Annotated in this window: 15 protein-coding genes; 12 read left to right on the top strand and 3 right to left on the bottom strand. The window is 64.5% G+C overall.

Annotated elements, in window-relative coordinates:
• The first annotated feature begins 83 nt into the window (after positions 1-83).
• Together AC07OX_RS13145 and scpC are read left to right on the top strand one after the other, a co-directional pair.
• The gene (locus AC07OX_RS13145) at positions 84-1,040 is read left to right on the top strand and encodes a bestrophin family protein (protein ID WP_495261336.1); all 957 of its coding nucleotides are present in this window, start codon (positions 84-86) and stop codon (positions 1,038-1,040) included.
• Positions 1,041-1,099: 59 nt separating this feature from the next.
• A complete protein-coding gene (gene scpC, locus AC07OX_RS13140) occupies positions 1,100-2,599 on the top strand; it encodes a succinyl-CoA:acetate CoA-transferase ScpC (protein WP_495261337.1) in 1,500 nt (499 codons plus the stop codon).
• Positions 2,600-2,657: 58 nt separating this feature from the next.
• On the opposite strand, the gene argC is transcribed toward scpC, so the two are convergent.
• A complete protein-coding gene (gene argC / locus AC07OX_RS13135) occupies positions 2,658-3,581 on the bottom strand; it encodes an N-acetyl-gamma-glutamyl-phosphate reductase (RefSeq protein WP_495261338.1) in 924 nt (307 codons plus the stop codon).
• A gap of 207 nt (positions 3,582-3,788) precedes the next feature.
• Between argC and sucC the strand changes: the two genes are divergently transcribed.
• The 10 genes from sucC to AC07OX_RS13085 all read left to right on the top strand — a co-directional run bounded on the left by sucC (position 3,789) and on the right by AC07OX_RS13085 (position 14,748).
• Positions 3,789-4,955, top strand: a complete 1,167-nt coding sequence (gene sucC, locus AC07OX_RS13130; protein WP_062475330.1) for an ADP-forming succinate--CoA ligase subunit beta — start codon at positions 3,789-3,791, stop codon at positions 4,953-4,955.
• A gap of 10 nt (positions 4,956-4,965) precedes the next feature.
• A complete protein-coding gene (sucD, locus tag AC07OX_RS13125; protein WP_056575184.1) occupies positions 4,966-5,859 on the top strand; it encodes a succinate--CoA ligase subunit alpha in 894 nt (297 codons plus the stop codon).
• A gap of 116 nt (positions 5,860-5,975) precedes the next feature.
• A complete protein-coding gene (locus AC07OX_RS13120) occupies positions 5,976-6,659 on the top strand; it encodes a TerC family protein (RefSeq protein ID WP_487847654.1) in 684 nt (227 codons plus the stop codon).
• A gap of 28 nt (positions 6,660-6,687) precedes the next feature.
• Positions 6,688-7,497 carry a Stp1/IreP family PP2C-type Ser/Thr phosphatase gene (locus AC07OX_RS13115; RefSeq protein WP_070063289.1) on the top strand — a complete coding sequence of 270 codons (810 nt, stop codon included), beginning with the start codon at positions 6,688-6,690 and terminating at the stop codon, positions 7,495-7,497.
• 73 nt (positions 7,498-7,570) lie between these two features.
• On the top strand, positions 7,571-8,221 hold the full coding sequence (locus tag AC07OX_RS13110; RefSeq protein WP_495261339.1) for an FHA domain-containing protein: 651 nt from the start codon (positions 7,571-7,573) through the stop codon (positions 8,219-8,221).
• Between the two features lie 72 nt (positions 8,222-8,293).
• Positions 8,294-10,552: a CHASE2 domain-containing protein gene (locus tag AC07OX_RS13105; RefSeq protein WP_495261340.1), complete on the top strand. Its 2,259-nt coding sequence runs from the start codon at positions 8,294-8,296 to the stop codon at positions 10,550-10,552.
• A gap of 29 nt (positions 10,553-10,581) precedes the next feature.
• Positions 10,582-11,385 (top strand): 3',5'-cyclic-nucleotide phosphodiesterase, encoded by an 804-nt coding sequence (locus AC07OX_RS13100; protein WP_495261341.1) that lies wholly within the window; start codon positions 10,582-10,584, stop codon positions 11,383-11,385.
• A gap of 201 nt (positions 11,386-11,586) precedes the next feature.
• The gene (locus AC07OX_RS13095) at positions 11,587-12,126 is read left to right on the top strand and encodes a pilin (protein ID WP_492687063.1); all 540 of its coding nucleotides are present in this window, start codon (positions 11,587-11,589) and stop codon (positions 12,124-12,126) included.
• A 25-nt stretch (positions 12,127-12,151) separates the two neighbouring features.
• Positions 12,152-13,333 carry a serine hydrolase domain-containing protein gene (locus AC07OX_RS13090; protein WP_492687062.1) on the top strand — a complete coding sequence of 394 codons (1,182 nt, stop codon included), beginning with the start codon at positions 12,152-12,154 and terminating at the stop codon, positions 13,331-13,333.
• Between the two features lie 2 nt (positions 13,334-13,335).
• Complete coding sequence (locus tag AC07OX_RS13085; protein WP_495261342.1) at positions 13,336-14,748, top strand: sulfatase-like hydrolase/transferase; 1,413 nt, start codon at positions 13,336-13,338, stop codon at positions 14,746-14,748.
• 190 nt (positions 14,749-14,938) lie between these two features.
• Here AC07OX_RS13085 and AC07OX_RS13080 read toward each other — a convergent pair whose 3' ends face one another.
• Both AC07OX_RS13080 and AC07OX_RS13075 read right to left on the bottom strand, forming a co-directional pair.
• A complete protein-coding gene (locus AC07OX_RS13080; RefSeq protein ID WP_495261343.1) occupies positions 14,939-19,132 on the bottom strand; it encodes a PilC/PilY family type IV pilus protein in 4,194 nt (1,397 codons plus the stop codon).
• A gap of 19 nt (positions 19,133-19,151) precedes the next feature.
• Positions 19,152-19,775 carry a pilus assembly PilX family protein gene (locus AC07OX_RS13075; protein ID WP_495273857.1) on the bottom strand — a complete coding sequence of 208 codons (624 nt, stop codon included), beginning with the start codon at positions 19,773-19,775 and terminating at the stop codon, positions 19,152-19,154.
• Positions 19,776-19,777 lie beyond the last annotated feature (2 nt).

Genomic DNA, 19,777 nt, shown 5'->3' with positions numbered 1-19,777 from the left:
GCCTCGGCGACAATCAGCGCCCGCGCGGGCCTTGCGGTGTGCGCGGCCTCCATGCCTGCCTGTCTCCCCTGCCCCCCGCTTTCATGATCGTCCGGAAACGCCCGTCCGGGCTCAAGCTGTTTCTGTCCTGGCGGGGCTCCGTCCTGCCGCGCATCGCTGCGGCGCTGACGCTCAACGTGATCGTGGCCATCGTCGTCACGGTGCTGCACGGGCGCTTCGGCTCCATCAAGATTCCGCTGGGCACCGTGCCCTTCGCGCTGCTCGGCCTGCCGCTGGCGATCTTCCTGGGCTTTCGCAACACCGCGGCCTACGACCGCTTCTGGGAGGCGCGCAAGCTCTGGGGCGAGGTGATCCTGCGTTCGCGCAACCTGGCGCGCCAGTGCCAGAGCCTCATCGAGGGCGATGCGCCGGTGAACGCCAGCGCCAGCGCCGACACCGTCCGCCGCCTGGACGACCTGCGCGTGCGCATGACCTTGCGCGCCGCGGCCTTCGCCCATGCGCTGCGCCACCAGCTGCGCGGCACCGACGCCGCCAGCGACACCAAGCCCTTCCTGCGCGAGGCGGAGTGGCAGGGCCTGACGCAGGTCGCCAACCGGCCGCATGCGCTGCTGATGCACATGGGCGCCGACCTGCGCGAGGCGCTGCGCGCGCGGCGCATCGACCCGGCCCTGGCGGCGGGTGTCGACGGCACGCTGTCGGCGCTGAGCGCGGCGGCCGCGTCGTGCGAGCGCATCCTCAGCACGCCCATTCCCTTCTCGTACACGCTGCTGCTGCACCGCACGGCGTACCTGTACTGCTACCTGCTGCCCTTCGGGCTGGTGGACTCGGTCGGGTTCATGACGCCGGTGGTGGTGCTGATCGTGGCCTACACCTTCTTCGGCCTGGACGCGCTCGGCGACGAGATCGAGGAGCCCTTCGGCACCGAGTCGAACGACCTGCCGCTCGAGGCCCTGTGCCGCACGCTCGAGATCGACCTGTGCCAGTCGGTGGGCGCCCCGGCGCCGGCGCCGCTGGTGCCGGTCGACTACTTCCTGCGCTGACACCCGCCGCGCGCGCGGTGCCGGCTTCCCCCTTCCCGAAAGAAAGACGCTTTCCCTCCATGTCGCACGAAGACCGCATCCGCCTGCCCGCCCTGCGCAGCAAGATCACCACCGCGGAGGCCGCCGCCGAATGGATTCGCGACGGCATGGTGGTCGGCATGAGCGGGTTCACGCGCGCCGGCGACGCCAAGGCCGTGCCGCTGGCACTCGCAGCCCGCGCACGCCGCGAGCCGATGAAGATCACGCTGATGACCGGCGCCTCGCTCGGCGGCGACGTGGACCGCCAGCTGACCGAGGCCGGCGCCATCAGCCGGCGCATGCCGTTCCAGGTCGACACCGTGCTGCGCCAGGCGATCAACCGCGGCGAGGTGATGTTCATCGACCACCACCTGTCGGAAACGGTCGAGATGCTGCGCACGCGGCAGATTCCGCCGATCGACATCGCGATCATCGAGGCCGTGGCCATCACCGAGACCGGCGCGCTCGTGCCGAGCACCTCGATCGGCAACAGCGCGAGCTTCGCGATCCTGGCCGACAAGGTGATCGTCGAGATCAACACCTCGCAGTCGACCGCGCTCGAAGGGCTGCACGACATCTTCATTCCCAAGCACCGCCCGCAGCGCGAGCCGATGCCGCTGGTGGCGCCGCACGACCGCATCGGCACCAGCGCCATCGAGATCCCGCCCGAGAAGATCCTGGGCATCGTCATCACCGACAAGGCCGACAGCACCTCCACCGTGCTGCCGGCGGACGCCGAGACCGCGGCCATCGCGGCGCACCTGGTGGCCTTCTTCGAGCGCGAGGTGGCGCAGGGCCGGCTCACCGAGCGGCTGCTGCCGCTGCAGGCCGGCATCGGCACGGTCGCCAACGCGGTGATGTCGGGGCTGGGCGCCGGGCCGTTCGAGCACCTCACGATGTACTCGGAGGTGCTGCAGGACTCGACCTTCGACCTGTTCGACGCCGGCAAGCTGGACTTCGCCTCGGGCTCGTCGATCACGCTGTCGCCCGCGAAGGCGCGGCAGGTGTTCGGCGACCTGGAGCGCTACAAGGACCGGCTGGTGCTGCGGCCGCAGGAGGTGAGCAACCACCCGGAGATCATCCGGCGCCTGGGCATCATTGCGCTGAACACGGCGCTGGAGGCCGACATCTACGGCAACGTCAATTCGACCCACGTGCTGGGCACGCACATGATGAACGGCATCGGCGGCTCGGGCGACTTCGCGCGCAACGCCTACCTGTCGATCTTCGCGACCAAGTCGGTCGCCAAGCAGGGCGCGGTGTCGAGCATCGTGCCGATGGTGTCGCACGTGGACCATGCGCCGCAGGACGTCGACATCCTGGTCACCGAGGTGGGCCTGGCCGACCTGCGCGGGCTGGCGCCGCGCGAACGGGCGGCGGCGATCATCGCGAACTGCGCGGCCGAGCCGTACCGCGCGATGCTGCAGGACTACCACGCGCGCGCCGTCGCGACCTGCGGCGGCCACACGCCGCACCGGCTGGAAGAGGCTTTCTCGTGGCACGTGCGCTACCGCGACACGGGCACGATGCGGGCCGACTGAAAGCAAAAAAGGCCGGTCCTTGCGGGCCGGCCTTTCTCTTATCAGTGCTTGACGTGGCTCAGAGCGCCAGCATCAGCTTGAGGTTCTGCACCGCGGCGCCGCTGGCGCCCTTGCCCAGGTTGTCCAGGCGCGCGATCACCACGGCGTGGCGGTGGTCCTCGTTCGGGAACACGCGGATTTCCAGCTGGTTGGTGTCGTTGAGCGCCAGCGCGTCGAGCTTGCCGTTCTCGGTCGGCGGCAGCACCTTCACGAACTGCTCGGGCGTGTTGCTCCGGGCGTAGTGCGCGGCCAGGGCGTCCTGCAGGTCGCCGGCCTTGGGCTTGCCGGGCAGCAGGTCGAGGTGCAGCGGCAGCTGGACCAGCATGCCCTGCTTGAAGTTGCCCACCGACGGAATGAAGACCGGGCGGCGCGTGAGGCCGGTGTAGGTCATGATTTCGGGGATGTGCTTGTGCTTCAGGCCCAGCGCGTAGGTCTCGAACAGCGGCGCCTTGCCGGCCTCGTAGTCCTCGATCATCGTGCGGCCGCCGCCGGAGTAGCCGCTCACCGAAGGCAGCGACACGGGGAAGTCGGCCGGCAGCAGGCCCGCGTCGACCAGCGGGCGCACCATGGCGATGGCGCCGGTGGCGTAGCAGCCGGGGTTGCCGACGCGGTCGGCCTGGGCCACGGCCTGCCAGTGGCCTTCGACGAGCTCGGGGAAGCCGAAGACCCAGCCCGGCGCGATGCGGTGGGCGGTCGAGGCGTCGATGATCTTGGGCTTCTTGCCCGGGAGCTGGTCGATCAGCGCGACCGACTCGCGTGCCGCGTCGTCGTGCAGGCACAGCACCACGAGGTCGACGCCGGCCATGAGCTCGCGCTTGGCGGCCACGTCCTTGCGCAACTCGGGCGCGATGCTCACGAGCTCGATCTGCGGCATCGTTTGCAGCCGCTCGCGAATTTGCAGGCCGGTGGTGCCGGCTTCGCCGTCGATGAAAACCTTGGCCATATCGGAGTATGCGTAGGGTGGCTAGAAGAAAGTACGTATTGACCGCAACCGCGCATCAAGTATTGGTGCGGCGCACCATGATACAGTCCGCGGTTGTTCGCCGCCCCCAGCCGTCAGGCTGCCGTCGCCCGCGAACAACAGAGCAGAAACAACAGTCTCACTCCCGATCTCCCGTTCTCAACCTCCTCCTTCCGAGAGACATCCCTCATGAAGATTCACGAGTACCAAGGCAAGGAAATCCTTGCCAAGTTCGGCGTGCCGGTGCCGCGCGGCATCCCGGCCTATACGGTTCAGGAGGCGGTCGAGGCCGCCCAGAAGCTTGGAGGCCCGGTCTGGGTCGTCAAGGCCCAGATCCACGCGGGTGGCCGCGGCAAGGGCGGCGGCGTCAAGGTCGCCAAGTCGATCGAAGACGTCAAGAAGCTGGCTGGCGAGATCCTCGGCATGCAGCTCAAGACCCACCAGACCGGCCCTGAAGGCCAGAAGGTGCGTCGCCTCTACATCGAAGACGGCGCCGACATCAACAAGGAATACTACATTTCGGCCGTGACCGACCGCGCCACCCAGAAGGTGGCGTTCATCGCTTCGAGCGAAGGCGGCATGGACATCGAGGAAGTGGCCCATTCCACCCCCGAGAAGATCATCACGGTCTACGCCGACCCCAAGGACGGCCTGACCGACGCACAAGCCAAGGAAATCGCCGACGGCATCGGCATGCCGGCCGATTCGACCGCCCAGACGGTCGACATCCTGAAGAAGCTCTACACCTGCTACATGGAGACGGACGCCTCGCTGGTCGAGATCAACCCGCTCAACCGTGACAGCAAGGGCAACGTCGTCGCCCTGGACGCCAAGTTCAACTTCGACAGCAACGCGCTGTTCCGCCACCCCGAAATCGTGGCCCTGCGCGACCTGGACGAAGAAGACGCGGCCGAAGTCGAAGCCTCGAAGTTCGACCTCGCCTACATCTCGCTGGACGGCAACATCGGCTGCCTGGTGAACGGCGCCGGCCTGGCCATGGCCACCATGGACACCATCAAGCTGTTCGGCGGCGAGCCGGCCAACTTCCTGGACGTGGGCGGCGGTGCCACCCCCGAGAAGGTCACGGAAGCCTTCAAGATCATGCTGAAGAACAAGAACGTGGAAGCCATCCTCGTGAACATCTTCGGCGGCATCATGAAGTGCGACACCATCGCCACCGGCGTGATCGCAGCCTGCAAGGCCGTGAACCTGCAAGTGCCGCTGGTCGTGCGCATGAAGGGCACCAACGAAGTCGAAGGCAAGAAGCTGCTGGCCGAGTCGGGCCTGCCGATCATCAGCGCCGACACCATGGCGGACGCGGCCCAGAAGGTCGTGGCAGCAGTCAAGAAGGCCTAAGGAACAAGTCATGTCGATCTACATCAACAAAGACACCAAAGTCATCACGCAAGGCATCACCGGCAAGACCGGTCAGTTCCACACCGAGAAGTGCCAGGAATACGCGAACGGCAAGAACGCCTTCGTGGCCGGCGTGAACCCGAAGAAGGCCGGCGAGTCGATCTTCAACATCCCGATCTTCGGTTCGGTGAAGGAAGCCGCCACGCAGACCGGCGCCACCGTGTCGGTGATCTACGTGCCGCCGGCAGGCGCCGCGGCCGCCATCTGGGAAGCTGTCGAAGCCGACCTGGACATGGCGATCTGCATCACCGAAGGCATTCCGGTTCGCGACATGCTCGAAGTGCGCAACAAGATGAAGGCCAAGGAAGCGGCCGGCGGCAAGAAGACCTTGCTGCTGGGCCCGAACTGCCCCGGCCTGATCACGCCCGACGAAATCAAGATCGGCATCATGCCCGGCCACATCCACCGCAAGGGCCGCATCGGCGTGGTCTCGCGCTCGGGCACGCTGACGTACGAAGCCGTGGCTCAACTGACGGAAATCGGCCTGGGCCAATCGTCGGCAGTCGGCATTGGCGGCGACCCGATCAACGGCCTGAAGCACATCGACGTGATGAAGGCCTTCAATGACGATCCGGACACCGACGCCGTCATCATGATCGGCGAAATCGGCGGCCCCGACGAGGCTGACGCAGCCCGCTGGTGCAAGGACAACATGAAGAAGCCGGTCGTCGGCTTCATCGCCGGTGTCACCGCCCCTCCCGGCAAGCGCATGGGCCACGCCGGCGCGCTGATCTCGGGCGGTGCCGACACGGCCGAAGCCAAGCTCGCCATCATGGAAGAGTGCGGCTTCACCGTGACGCGCAACTTCTCGGAGCTGGCCAAGCTGCTCAAGGGCAAGCTGTAAAAAGCACACCCACCGCTGGCGGCATTCCCGCCGCTCGCATTACCACGCAGAAATGAAAAAGCGCCCGCATTGAGTTGCGGGCGCTTTTTTAACTACAACACAGTGGAATCAGAGACATGGAACTTCTTCAAAGCACGGACTTCTGGATCGGTCTGATCAAGATCGTCTGGATCAACATCATCCTCTCGGGCGACAACGCCGTCGTCATCGCCATGGCGGCGCGATCGCTGCCGCCCGCGCAACAGAAAAAAGCCGTGCTGTTCGGCTCGGGCGCGGCCGTCGTGCTGCGCATCGTGCTGACGGTGGTGGCGGCCAAGCTGTTGGCGCTGCCCTACCTGCAGATCATCGGCGGCGCCCTGCTGTTGTGGATCGGCCTGCAGCTGCTCAGCGAGGAAGACGAAGGCGACGGCGATTCCAAGGAATACGGCAGCATGTTCGCGGCCGTGCGGACCATCCTGCTGGCCGACCTGGTGATGAGCCTGGACAACGTGATCGCCGTGGCGGCCGCCGCGCAAGGCAGCATGGTGCTGCTGGTGTTGGGCCTGGCCATCAGCATCCCCTTGGTGATTTTCGGCAGCACGCTCATGATCAAGCTCATGGAACGCTTCCCGATCATCGTCATGCTGGGCGCCGCGCTGATCGGCTGGGTCGGCGGCGAGACCATCGTGAGCGACGTGTCGCTGCACGAGGCGCTGGCGGCCAACCCCTGGATGCACTACGTGGGCGCGATCGCCGGCGCGGTGCTTGTCGTGGCCCTGGGCCGCTTCCTGCAACGGCGCGCACGCGCTGCTGCGCACTGATCCCTTAAAAAGCGAGCGCTGACAAACGATGGCAGGTGTTGGCGTTTCCCTTTTCTCCAGTCGACCGGCGCTGAGCTGGGAGTTTGCGGCGCTGACCGATGTCGGGCGCCTGCGCGCCCACAACGAAGACGCGGTGCATGTCGACCCGGCCCTCGGCCTGGCGCTGTTGGCCGACGGCATGGGCGGCTACAAGGGCGGCGAGGTGGCCAGTGCCATGGCCATTTCGCTGATGCATGCGAGCTTCGGCCGCTGGTTCGCCCAGGCCGGCATGCAGGCGCCCGCCCGCGTGGTCCGGCGTGCGCTGCAGGCGGCCACCGACGAGGCCAACGGCGCCATCCTCCAGGCGGGCATCACCCACGAAGAACTGCGGGGCATGGGCACGACCCTCGTGTTGGCGGCGTTCCGCCCCCAGCGCGTGGTGGTCGGCCACATCGGCGATTCGCGCTGCTACCGCCTGCGCAACAACAAGCTGGAGCAGCTCACGCGCGACCATTCGCTGCGCCAGCAGCAGCTCGACGCGGGCGCCATCACGCCCGAAGAGGCCCTGAACTCCCCCACCCGCAACCTCGTGACGCGGGCCGTGGGCGTGGAAGCCCAGGTGTTGCTGGAGATGCACGAGCACAGCGCCAGGCCGGGCGACCTGTACATGCTGTGCTCCGACGGGCTCAGCGAGATGGTGCCGGATGCGCAGCTTTTCACGCTTTTGAGCCGTGATCTGGGGCTGAAGGAGATGGCCTCACTTTTGGTTGCAATTTCAAACGACAATGGCGGACGGGATAACATTTCAGTTGTTCTGGCCAAGGCGGGCGTCAGCGAAGCGACCCGCGGGGCCATGTAGCAGCCAACCCAGGCGGCGGACCGTTTGCGCCGCCTGACGGTGCTGGATCTTTGCAAACGGGGAGTAATCGGCCATGCCGAAGATGATCATTTCGGTCGATGGCGTCGTCATCGGCCAAGTGGCGCTCGCCAAGAACCGCACGACGTTGGGCCGGCGCGCCTACAACGACATCGTGATCGACAATCTCGCCGTCAGCGGCGAGCATGCCGTGCTGCACATGAGCGGCGGCGAAGTCGAAATTGAAGATCTCAACAGCACCAACGGCACCTACGTCAATGCGCTGGCCGTCCAGAAGCAGGCGCTCCAGGACAACGATGTCATCGAGGTCGGCGGCTGCCGCATCCATTTCCGCTCGCACAGCAACCTCATGGCCGGCCCCGGCTCCGTGCGGGCCTCGCTCTCCGAGTATTCGGCGCCGATGCCGCTCTCGTCGGCACCCACCGAATCGGGCGCGCTGGTCGAGCTGGGCGTGCCCGTGCTGCGCGTGCTCTCGGGCGCCAACGAAGGCCAGGACGTCCCGCTGCAGAAGGTGGTCACCACCATCGGCAAGCCCGGCGTCGCCGTGGCCGTCGTCACCCGCCGCCGCCAGGGCTACGTGGCGGCCACCGTCGTCGGCTGCGTCACGCTCAACGGCGCCCCGCTGGGCGCCGAAGCCGTCGCGCTGCAGGAAGGCGATGTGCTCGAACTCGGCGGCGCCTCGCGCATGCAGTTCGTCCGGATCTGAGCCGGCCCGGACGCCCTGCTCCGCTCCCCGTTTTCTCGCCGGCAGGCATTTGTTGTCCAAGGCTGACCAGCCATGAGCGCATTGCGGCGGCACTGGCCGCGCATCGCCATCACGCTGCTGCCGGTGCTGCTGGCGCTGCTCCATGCCACCGGCGCCTGGCGGCTGGGCGTGATCGAGCACCTGGACCACCTGATCTACGACGCCCGCCTGCGCGCCACCATGCCGGGCACGCCCGACACGCGGGTCGTGATCGTCGATGTCGACGACGCCAGCCTGGCGCGCGAAGGCCAGTGGCCCTGGCCGCGCGACAAGATCGCCAGCCTCACGACAGAACTGCTGGCCCGCCAGCACGTGGCCGTGCTCGGTTTCGACGTGATGTTTCTCGAGCCCGATCGCAGCTCCGGCCTCGGGCGCTTGAAGGAGATCGCAGCCGGGCCATTGAGCGGCGTGCCGGGCCTCGCTGCCGAAATCGACCAGCTTGCGCCGACCCTCGACCACGACGCCACACTGGCCCAGGCCCTGCGCGGCCAGCCCGTGGCGCTCGGCTACTACTTCACCCGCACCGAACAGCCCAGCGCCAAGGGGCTGCTGCCGGCGACGCCCGTGCTGCCGTCCGACGCCTTTCCGCCCCACGCCTCCTTCGTCACGCTCTGGAACGGCTTCGGCGCCAGTCTGCCGGTGCTGGGGCGCGCGGCGCCGGTCGCGGGGTTCCTGAACACGCTTGTCGGTGACGGCAGCGACGACGGCGTGATCCGCAGCGTGCCGCTCATCGCCCGCTACGAAGGCGAGCATGCGTCGCCCGGGCACTACGAGTCGCTGGCGCTGGCGGTGTACCGGCTGGCGAACGGCTCGCCGCCTGTGCGGCCGGCGCTCGTGGCCGGCGACGGCAACTTTCCGCGCCTGCAGGCGCTGGTGCTGGGGTCGCTGCGCATCCCGGTCGACCAGAGTGCCAGCTTGCAGGTGCCGTTTCGCGGCCCCGGCGGGCCGCGCGCAGGATCGTTCCGCTACGTGGCCGCTGCCGACGTCCTCGAGGGCCGACTGGCGCCGGGCGAACTCAAGGACAAGATCGTGCTGCTCGGCGCCACCGCGCCCGGCCTGCAGGACCTGCGCGCCACCCCGGTCGGCGCCGCGTTCCCGGGCGTCGAAGTGCACGCCAACATCGTCTCGGGCTTGCTCGACCGGCGCCTGCTGGCCGTGCCCGACTACGCGCCGGGTTATGAAGTGCTGACCGTGCTGGCGGCGGGGTTGCTGCTCGCGTTCGGGCTGTCGCTGCTGTCCGCATCGCGCGCCGTGCTGCTCGGCGCGGGCGTGGTCGCCGCGCTGGTCGGCCTCAACACCTGGCTCTACGTCGGCCACAGCCTCGTGCTTCCGCTGGCGTCGGCGCTCGTCATGGTGGCGCTGGCCTTCGCGCTCAACATGAGCTGGGGCTACTTCGTCGAATCGCGCGCGCGGCGCGGGCTGGTGCGGCTCTTCGGCACCTACGTGCCGCCGCAGCTGGTCGACGAAATGCTCGTGCGCCCCGGCCGCTACAGCATGCGCGCCGAGAGCAAGGAAATGACCGTGATGTTCTGCGACATGCGCGACTTCACCCGGCTGTCCGAGCAGATGGCGCCGGCCGAGCTGCAGGCCTTCCTGAACACCGTCTTCAGCCGGCTCACCGAGGTGATCAGCGCACACCGCGGCACCGTCGACAAATACATGGGCGACTGCGTCATGGCCTTCTGGGGCGCACCCATCGACACGCCCGGCCATGCCGCGCTCGCCGTTCAGGCGGCGATCGACATGGCGGCCGCCGTGCATGACATCAACCGCCAGCACCGCGCCAACGGCCGCCCCGAAATCAGCGCGGGCATCGGCCTGAACAGCGGCCTCATGAGCGTCGGCGACATGGGCTCGACCGCGCGCCGCAGCTATACCGTGGTCGGCGACGCGGTCAATCTCGCGTCCCGGCTGGAGGGCCTGAGCGGACACTACGGGGTCGAGATCGTGGCCAGCGGCACCACCCGCGAGGCGGCGCCCGGCTTCGTCTGGCAGGAACTCGACAGCGTGCGCGTCAAGGGCAAGGCCCAGGCCGTCGCCATCTACACCCCGCTCGTGCCGGAAGCTGCGGCCGAGGCGCAGGACACACGGCAGCAACTCGACCGCTGGAGCCAGGTGCTCGCCGCCTACCGCCGCCAGGATTGGGCGCTGGGCCGGAACTTGCTGGCTCCCCTGCTCGCCGCGGATGCGAAAAAAGTCCTTTACCAGCTCTACGCCCAGCGTTTAGCCTCGATGGCGCTTCGCCCGCAGGACCCGGACTGGGACGGCGCCACCCGGTTCGACACCAAATGACGACAGACGCATACAAGGGGTCTTCCACAATGCAGGTTCGCGTGCTGGGTTGCTCGGGCGCCATCGCCAAGGACTGCCGCACCACCTCGTTCCTGGTCGATGCGGACCTGCTCGTGGACGCCGGCACGGGCGTCGGCGACCTCACCCTCGACGAGATGGCCGCCATCGACGACGTGGTGCTCACCCACTCGCACCTCGACCACATCGCCGCCCTGCCCCTGATGCTCGACGCCGTCGGCAGCCGCCGCACCCGGCCCTTGCGCGTGCATGCCCTGGCGGCCACCATCGACGCACTGCGGGCGCATGTGTTCAACAACGTCATCTGGCCGAATTTCGAACGCATTCCCAGCCCCGAATCGCCCTTCGTGAGCTTCCACGAGATCACGGTCGGGCAACGCCTCGAACTGGGCAGCGACGCTCCCAAGCTGATCGAGGTGCTGCCGGCGGTCCACACCGTGCCGGCCTGCGGCTTCGCCATCCGCCGGGCGGAAGGCGGCGCCCACTGGGTCTTCAGCGGCGACACCGAACGCAACCCGCCGTTCTGGGAGCGCATCAACGCGATCGACGTGGCGATGCTGGTCATCGAAACGGCCTTCAGCTCCCGCGAGGAGGCTTTGGCCGAACGCAGCCTGCACCTGTCGCCGGTGGCCCTGGCGCACGAGCTGGCGCAGATCGATCCGGGCAAGCAGTACCCGATCTACATCACCCACACCAAGCCGGCGGAGACCGAAGAAATCATGAGCCAGATCGAGATGCTGGCGGGGCGGGAGGTGGCGGGCTTGGCGCAGCGGGACATCCGCTGGCTCAAGGCGGATGGGGTGCTGACCTTCTGACCGGAAACGGTCGGGCATGACAAATTTGTCGACACAATTGGCATCTGAGTGCGAGTTGTGTCACATCATGTAACCATCTTGTGACCAAAGACGGCCCGATCGAGGGTTGCAGAGTGGGGAAACCGGGTGGCACGGATGCTGCGGAAGGTTCCTCGCTCCGGGCTGGTTCCCGGGCTCTACAAACCAACCTGGAGTTAATGAATGAACCGTCGTTCTATCGCACGCAATGTGCAAAAGGGTTTCACCCTGATCGAACTGATGATCGTTGTGGCGATCATTGGTATCTTGGCTGCCATTGCCATTCCGCAGTACCAGACGTACGTTGCCAAATCGCAAGTTGCGCGCGTCATGTCTGAAGTCGCCTCGCTGCGCACTGCGGCAGAGGCTTGCATTCTTGATGGCAAGCTCACGCCTGTTCTCTCGACCGCAACACCTACCAATGTCCAGTGCAATCTAGGCTCGACCGCGAGCAATCTGCTGGGCGCCGCAGTCACGATTAGCACGGGCCTTACCGCCGACCTTGGCACTGCCACGAACAACGGTGCACTCGTGGCCACTTTTGGCGGCAATGCAGCTGCGGCAATCACCGGGAAGACGCTGACCTGGACGCGCCTCTCTGCTTCGGGCACGTGGTCTTGCTCGACCACCGTTGAGTCGAAGTACCGCCCCGCTGGCTGCTCGTCCAGCACGGCTGCTACCAGCGGCGGCGGCACCGGTGGCGGCAGCGGCACTACTCCGTAACACTACCTCGCTTTCGATCTAGCAAATGAAAGAGCGCCCTTTAGGGCGCTCTTTTCACGTCATGCGTAAAAAGACTCGCATCTGTCTTTACGTCGTGCTCATCAGTGCGATCTTTCTCCCCTGGTTCGCATGGGAGACAGATCGCAACATGGTCAGACGCTGGGCTTATCCAATCACAGGGCATTTGTCCGCACTTTCGACTCGATGCGATGCCCATACTCCCAGTTGGCTTCAAGAGTTGGCCCGCCAGTTGCCCACCCGGCTTGACTCTCCGGCAAATCAACTCGTGTTCGTGGACAAGGCTGGTAGTCGATCAGGATGTGTCAACGGTTGGGAGCGCTATCCCCTTATCAGCCAACGCGTGGCAACTGGCTCCAGCTTTCGCTTGGCCAGCTTGTCAAAGATCGTCACCTTCTTTGGCGTGGTCCATGGTCAAGCAGATTGGCTGAACCAGCCGCTGGCAGCCGTGCTGGACCTGGGTCCTCCTTTTCGAGACCCGCACATTGCGCAGATACAGGTCCGCCATCTCCTGAATCATTCCGCCGGCTTCGACCGCATGCGCGCCGAGGACCCGATGGTCATCAACGACAAGAAGCCTTGGTGTCCCGGCCAGGTGCAAGAGCTGGCACAGGCGCAGCTTCAATTCACGCCGGGCTCTCGCCATGCCTATTCGAACTTGGGCTACTGTTTGGCTGCAGTCGCTTATGAACGGCACGCGGGCCGCAGCTTATGGAGCGCGCTCGAGCAGGACATGCGCTTGTCGCAATACGGCATCGGCTACATGGACCAAGCGGACTCGCCGCTCGCATACAACTTCATGCACAACGAGTTGCACGGGCCAGAGTTTGTCGAGCATTTCGACTGGCAAGCGCTTCGTGCTCCGATGGGCATGACAGGCAGTGCAGAAGGACTGGCGCGCTTCATTGCTGACAATCGCCCACTGCTGGACCGTTCGCGCGGCATGCATGACTCCAGCATCCCCTGCAACGAAACCGTGCCCGAGAGTTGCCAAGATGGATTTCTTGAGCGGCGCCGTGTCGGTGACCATCAGGTCTGGCTACAGCGAGGCTATCTGTACGGCATGTCGGCTCTTTTCTTGTCCGATGACGCCGGGAACTTCATTGTGTGGCTGGGCGCTGGTGACGTCGGGCAGCCATTGCGTGCTTCCGAATTTATCGAACGGGCTTTTCTCAAAGGCTTCCATTGAGGATGCAACGACGCCCATTTTTCATCGTGAAGGCAGTCGGCTTGATGCAACTGCTTGCACTGCTCCTGCCTATGCTGCCAGGCGTGGTGGCTGCGCAATGGCTCCAGCTCTACAGGCCGTGGTTCTGGGCGGAATTTCTGGTGCTGGTCGCGTTGACTCGTGGCCGGCCTTGGCTTTTCGCACTTGGATTAGCGCTGCTTTGGTCGGCAGATTTCCTGTTCATATTCGCCCAAATCAATCTATCGTCCAGCTATGCCGATGTGTTGGATTTGCTGAGCTACATCCCGCACACGAACGTGACCTGGATCATGGCCGGCATTGCGGGACTGTTTGTCCTGTTGCTATGGGGGGGACTGTGCGTGCAGGTCCACCAGCGAGCGTCCCCGGGCCATGGGATGCTGCTTTGGGTGATCGCGTTGCTCGGCCTTGCACTGCTATGGCCGACGCGCAATGGCTTTGAGCACAGCGAAGGCAAGATCTATGGGGTCCGCACGACCAAGCTGGCAGGTTCGTGGGTGCTGGACAGCCAATTCCTCCGTGACACCTTTTCTTTCTACGAGGAAGGATATGCGGACGACCTGGGCAAGTTCGTCAAGCTGGGCGCTGACAGGTCGGCCGTCAAGAAGGTGCTGGGCAATGACGTACCTCCAGACAAGCTGCTTGTGATTGTTGTGGAGTCCTGGGGGCTTGCCCACGACAAGGCAGAAAACCAGTTCTGGCAGGACCTATGGAACTCCCCCGCGTGGGCACACGAAGGTGGAAGGCTGGAGTTCATGGGGGCAACCCTGCAAGGCGAGTTCCGGGAATTGTGTGGGCTGTTCCCGCATACGCTTCGGATTGACGTGGTTCCTCAAGCCAACGACTGCCTTCCTCGTCAACTACAAAGCCAAGGCTGGCAAACGCAAGCGTTTCATGGCGCTTCATCGAAGATGTATCGCCGCGATCAGTGGTATCCAGAAATTGGCTTTGAGCACAGCTACTTCATGCAGCAGTTGATGCTCGGGAGTTCGATGTGCGCCAACATTCCTGGGGTTTGTGATTACAGCATCGCTCCGCGCGTAGTAGACAGCCTGCGACGCAACGGCAAGCAGTTCACCTACTGGATGACCCTCAATTCCCATACACCCTATCGCGAGTCGGATCTTAGCAATCCGAAAGTGAAAGATCAGGTGTGCCCTTTCCTCAAGCTCGATGGAGCGCGTTGTGCCCATGCTGCACTGCTGTACGACTTCATGCACGTGCTCAAAGCCCAATTGGAGCATGCCCCCATCCCTGGTCTTCAGGTAGTTCTTGTCGGTGATCACTCGCCCAAGTTCTTCGACGCTCAATCGCGAGAGCAGTTCGACGAGACAGCCGTGCCGTACGTCAGCATCAGGGTGCCGCGCCAATTGGCAACAGAACCCAGCGCTGACTAAAGGACTCATTCACCGCTGAGCATGCATGGCTGGAGGCATGACTCCCGGGACCACCCAGCACCAGCGTCACACGTCGAGTCGCGGTTGAGGAGCGCATGGCGCTCAGCGAGATCAACTCCTGGCCGCCGTGTCTTGCTGCAGCCAGCTGGGATTTATCGAGGCCATGCGCGCGACCTCTTGCACCACTCCATCAATCCACGGTCGGCACCTCCCGCCAATTGAGTAGCCGCAACCCCAAAGCTCCAGGCAATTTGATGGGGTTGTTCTGCATGTTCCCCTTCACATCCCCGCTGACAAGCCGCGTGGAACCATCGACGCCAAGGAACCGCACGTCGTTCACCGCCGCACCCGCTGCCGCATATGCAATGAGGTTGCCGTTGGCGTCCACCAACGCCGATCTGCCCGTACCGAAGTCGATTGCATAGACGCGGCTGGTACCCGAGGGGGCGCAGGCATCGCCTGCGGTCTGCAGCGTGGAGAACGCCACCACGCCGCTGTACGAGGTCGACGCATTGACTGCGCGCCAGCCCACTCTGTTGGTCACACCCAGGTCGGTGTACCAGCCGCGGCTGGTCGCCGTCAGCGCAATGCCTTGCGTCAAGTCGGTCACCGCCTGCAGGTTGCTGCGTGCGATGGGGAAGTTGCCAGTGCTGACCGGCGTGAACGCGTTGGCTGTGCCGTCGATGAGGGCGTAGTAGCTCTGCTCTTGAGCGGACTGAATGTCGCTGGCATCGAGCAAGCGGCCGGTGCCCAGCAGCACGTAGCGCTTTTTCGTCAATGGCTGGATCTCGATCAACGGCTGCGTGGTGATCGGCTGCGCTTGTGGTGTCGTCGCGCCATCGGTGAGGTTGGCAATGAGGGTGGGGGCGGGGTAGGAGGTTGTGGCGGTTTTGGCAGCGGTGAGATCAAAGCGCCAGAGCTGTCCGTTGAGATCTCCCGCATACACGGCATCGGCGGTGCCATCCGAAAAGTCCTGCACATAAGCCGACGCCTGTGCCATGCCTTCAGAAGCCGTCGGGGTACTGATCTTCTGGATGAGCTGGCCGTTGGTCGGGTTCACGATGTAGAGGTGGCTGCTCGTTCCGCCGCCGTTGTAGCCGCTGGTGAAGATCACCACCCAGCCGTGCTTTCGCGTCTTGACGACCACGGGTGCGCCGAAGCTGTAGCCCATGTCGGCATCGGTGAATTCCCAGAGCACCTTGGACGCGACGTTGGTCTCGGTGTTCATGCCTGCCGGGTTGGTCACGTCGAGAGCGTAGAAGCCCTTGCCCCCTTTGCCCAGTCCACCGATCAGGATGGTGCGCCAATCAGAAGTGGCCGCGCTCGTCGTGGTGAAAGTGCCGCCGGCGCTATTGAAATCGATGTCGAAAGTGGAAGGCGTGGCATCGACGAAGAAGCGGTGCTGGTAGTACGGGTTGCCCAGTTGCGACAGCAATCCGTCCGCATCGCTGGAGGCGGCCTTCGCAAAGAGGAAGCTCGGCACATAAGCGAATTGTTCCTTGCCGGCATCTGTGCCGGTCAGCGCACCGTTGAAGGCATGGACCATGCCGTCGTTTGCGCCGGCATACACCATCACCGGTCGATTCCTCCAGGTCGTCTTGAAGGCGGCGTAGCCAGGATTGACCGAATCGGAATAGGGAAGCGCCGGAGGGCCCGCCGGTGTTACCTTGGCGTTCACGATATCTCCCAGCAGCAGGTCGCGCTGCCGGTAAGCCTTGCTGGCGTCGGTGGAGGTGCGCTCGTTGGCACGGTCCCCGCGCAGCCAGTTGACGTAGTTCTCCGCGTCGTTGCCGGTGACGTAGCTGGTGTTCAGCAGCGCCTGTTGGTCGGCCGACAGGCTGGCATAGCGGAAGGGCACGCCGGCGGTGGCGCCGCGCGTCACGATGTTGCGGCTGTCGTTCCATCCGGTGCCAGCGAGCTGCGCTTCGAGCTTGGTCTTGCTTTCCCAGACCAAGGTTGCAGAGGGGTTGCCGCTGCTATCGAAAGTGAGCCGGCTGGCGCTGAGAAGACCGGTCCAGTTCTTCGAGTCGTATTGGGCCGCATAGGAGGCTGCGCCAGTGGACGACACCTGCGCGCTCGAGAGCGAGAACGAGGTGGTATAGGCCGAGATCTCGTTCGAGATCCGCTCAAACGCCTGCTTCAGGCCCGCCACCATGGTGTCGGGTTGTCCTGCGGCGAAGTAGTTGTCGGGACGAGGCACTGTCACCGGGGTGTTTCGAGCGTCCGTCAGGGTGTCGCCACTTGTCGACCACCAGTCCAGCGGGATGGTCCCGGCGAAGGTGTAAGGATCGAAATCGGCTGGCAATTTCTTCTGGTTCAGACCACCGAACTTCGCGGCCAGGTAGAACTTGTTATTCCGGGAGAAGGGCTGTTCCAGAACGTCGACCCAATAGGTCTGTACGGTCTGCTTGCCGATCAGATCAGGGCGAATGTCCTTGGTATTGGCCTCGAAGGCCAAGCCGGCCATGTAGTCGGTCGAGTAGCTCGAACCCGTAGCGGCGGTCGCCTTGCCGGTTCCCATACCCTGCAGAAATTTGGCATTGTTCGTCGATTTGACTGCGTCGAACATGGTGTCCGCGCTTACCTCTGTGGGCATGGTTGGCTCATGGTCTGTCAGCGAGTTGCCCGGGACGTTCTTGTCCCGATGGGTGTAGATATCGCCGATGCCCAGAACGAAATTGCGTTGGCAGCTGTACTGGACGGGGTCTGCAGCCCTCCAGTCGGTGATCGCCGGAAAACCATCCAGGTAGGTCGTCTTCGTGGCCTTGCTGGCGCCAGCCATGGAGGTCCACGACGGCACACTCTCCAAGCCACGGAAATACCGCAAGGCGGCGTAATACAGTTCGTTGACGGGGTCGATGCCCTTGTAGTCGCCCGGTATGAGCTGGCCGAACTTGTTGAGGTAGTTCATCACCCCACTGTCGGCAATGGTCACGCGTTCGGTCACTTCAGTCGCGCTGGCAGCGGTTGTGGCCGTGGCGTCCGCAGCATCCGGGTTGCGTACCATTTGGCCTGTGTCGGCCGCCCATTCCTTGTTGGTGTTGTCTCTCGGAGCTTGGCCCGGCTCAGGGTGGGTCGGCCCCACGAATTTCTGGCGCGCGCGCAGCACACCGCCATCGCGGTATTCATTGCTGTCGTTCAGGTAGCCCAGGGCGCTGAAGCGCATCTTGTCTGCGTACTGCTGGATCAAACCCTCCGGCTTCCATCCGTCGCGGTACTGCTTGCAGTTGGCTTCGAGGCCCACGGTAGCATCGCAGACCTTCGCGCGCATGGTGTAGTTCTGCGTCGAGGCTGCGCCCACCGCGGAAGAAAACAGCGAGTAGTTGTTCTGCCCAGGCGGCTGCCAATTGAGGCGAATCACGGCCGAGCCAGTCTGATCAAAATACTTGAGCTCCAGATCGTAGCTCTGGCCGGCGACAAGACTGATAGTCCCTTCGCGATTTTCGGCGCCGTGTGAAGTCCAGTCATCGATCAACAAGGTGCCGTTGACCTTTAGCACTACGCCGTCGTCGGCGTACGTCTGGAACTTATAGGTCCCCGTGGCGGGGGCAATACCCGAGTAGGTGTAGATCGCGGTGAAATTGTCATTCGGTACGCTGTTTCCGGGGCCGGTCTTGCTACCCCAGCTGTTGTCGATCGTGTCGTTGCTGTTTGTCCACCGGAGCGTGTCGGGTGTCGGGGTCTGGCTCACGCCCGCGTAGTACTGCCCGCGCACACCATTGGTCGTGACCAACTGCATGGCGAAGCCCCGGCCGTTGACGATGACCCGCATCGTCTTGGCATTCGCGAAGGGTGTCGCGCCGGCAGCCTCGGTCAACGGCAGCCGACCCTCGGTACGGGCGTCCTGATTGCGCTCCGGGAAATAGCTGCCTTGGCCGGAATGCCAACCCTTTTCGACGATGGTCTCGGTCGGCGTGTCCACGACGCGGCGTCCACCCGTCATCGCCCAGCGGAAGGGATCGATGGCCGTGAGGGTCGCCCAGTTGAGAAAGTTGCCGCTCCACTTTCCATTGCAGATCCGGTTCGTGGTGACGCTCACGGGCTGGAAATAGCTGGAGTCACCCTTGTCGAGGGGAATCACAGTGCCGCCATCGGTCGTCACCTGGGTGGTGTTCTTCTTGTACTCGTAGCACTTCAAAGGATCGAAGTAGCCCAGGAAGTTCCGCGTGCTGGTGTAGTCGGCGACATGCGCAACGCGCGTTGCGGTGGGGTACTCCACCGACAGGCTGAGTGCCAGGTTGCCGGGCACTTCCGACGTGGAAAAGATCGGCTGGTTTGCCAGTGCCGTCGCCGAGATGGCTGGCAGATGGGTGGTGACAAGCGCCAGTGCCAGTACGCTGCACGAGAGGGCGCGCAGCCGGGGGTATCGAGTCAAGGCAATCATGAAGGGGTCCCGGGGCTGGTTATTGTTCAGGCCTGGCGAAAGAGGCTTGCAGGAACACTTGCGTGTCGCGGGGGCCGGTCACGCGCATGCTCAAGCGATAGGTCGTCGAAGGAGGTGGCGGGAGGCGCGTTCCCATTTCCTGGCTGCTGCCGCCGCGAACGTCATTCGCCGCGGGCGGAAAAACGCAACCCCCTGGGCCTTGCGTGCCGGGTGACGAGGCTGCATTGCACAGGCGGTCGATCACGTAGCGGATCTTGACCTTCGCGTCGGTGTTCTCGATGTCGTTGGAGGCCACGCCGACGGTATCGAACACTGAGTCGCTCAGCAGTGCAGTGGGCACACCCCGGTCATTGGTTGCGAGCGTCGTCGCGCTGTAATTCGCCGATTTCAGATTGCTGTTGCGGGTGGCTGCCGCAGTCAATGCGCCACTGCCGCTGAATGTGTTCAACACCGTGGCGATGGCCTGTTCGCCTTGATTGACCAAGTCACGCTTGAAGGCAAGATTGCCCGCGCTGGCGAGCGAGGTGTTCATGGAGCGAATCACAGCCACGCCGCCTGCGAGCAGGATGACCAGCACGACCAGCGCGAAGAGCAAAACCACACCGCGTTGGCGTGAGCGGCGCGGGAACGATCGATTTCTCATCA

This window comes from Variovorax sp. GW821-FHT09D07 (assembly GCF_059416345.1).
The sequence above is the reverse complement of the archived record's forward strand: the minus strand, read 5'-3'. Positions and strand labels throughout refer to the sequence as shown.

Excerpts from the sequence above, each read along its gene's own strand:
- AC07OX_RS13100 (WP_495261341.1), top strand. The coding sequence starts at position 10,582 with ATGCAGGTTCGCGTGCTGGGTTGCTCGGGCGCCATCGCCAAGGACTGC.
- argC (WP_495261338.1), bottom strand. The coding sequence starts at position 3,581 with ATGGCCAAGGTTTTCATCGACGGCGAAGCCGGCACCACCGGCCTGCAA.
- AC07OX_RS13120 (WP_487847654.1), top strand. The coding sequence starts at position 5,976 with ATGGAACTTCTTCAAAGCACGGACTTCTGGATCGGTCTGATCAAGATC.
- scpC (WP_495261337.1), top strand. The coding sequence starts at position 1,100 with ATGTCGCACGAAGACCGCATCCGCCTGCCCGCCCTGCGCAGCAAGATC.
- AC07OX_RS13090 (WP_492687062.1), top strand. The coding sequence starts at position 12,152 with ATGAAAGAGCGCCCTTTAGGGCGCTCTTTTCACGTCATGCGTAAAAAG.
- AC07OX_RS13110 (WP_495261339.1), top strand. The coding sequence starts at position 7,571 with ATGCCGAAGATGATCATTTCGGTCGATGGCGTCGTCATCGGCCAAGTG.
- AC07OX_RS13115 (WP_070063289.1), top strand. The coding sequence starts at position 6,688 with ATGGCAGGTGTTGGCGTTTCCCTTTTCTCCAGTCGACCGGCGCTGAGC.
- sucC (WP_062475330.1), top strand. The coding sequence starts at position 3,789 with ATGAAGATTCACGAGTACCAAGGCAAGGAAATCCTTGCCAAGTTCGGC.
- AC07OX_RS13105 (WP_495261340.1), top strand. The coding sequence starts at position 8,294 with ATGAGCGCATTGCGGCGGCACTGGCCGCGCATCGCCATCACGCTGCTG.
- AC07OX_RS13145 (WP_495261336.1), top strand. The coding sequence starts at position 84 with ATGATCGTCCGGAAACGCCCGTCCGGGCTCAAGCTGTTTCTGTCCTGG.
- AC07OX_RS13085 (WP_495261342.1), top strand. The coding sequence starts at position 13,336 with ATGCAACGACGCCCATTTTTCATCGTGAAGGCAGTCGGCTTGATGCAA.
- AC07OX_RS13095 (WP_492687063.1), top strand. The coding sequence starts at position 11,587 with ATGAACCGTCGTTCTATCGCACGCAATGTGCAAAAGGGTTTCACCCTG.
- sucD (WP_056575184.1), top strand. The coding sequence starts at position 4,966 with ATGTCGATCTACATCAACAAAGACACCAAAGTCATCACGCAAGGCATC.
- AC07OX_RS13080 (WP_495261343.1), bottom strand. The coding sequence starts at position 19,132 with ATGATTGCCTTGACTCGATACCCCCGGCTGCGCGCCCTCTCGTGCAGC.
- AC07OX_RS13075 (WP_495273857.1), bottom strand. The coding sequence starts at position 19,775 with ATGAGAAATCGATCGTTCCCGCGCCGCTCACGCCAACGCGGTGTGGTT.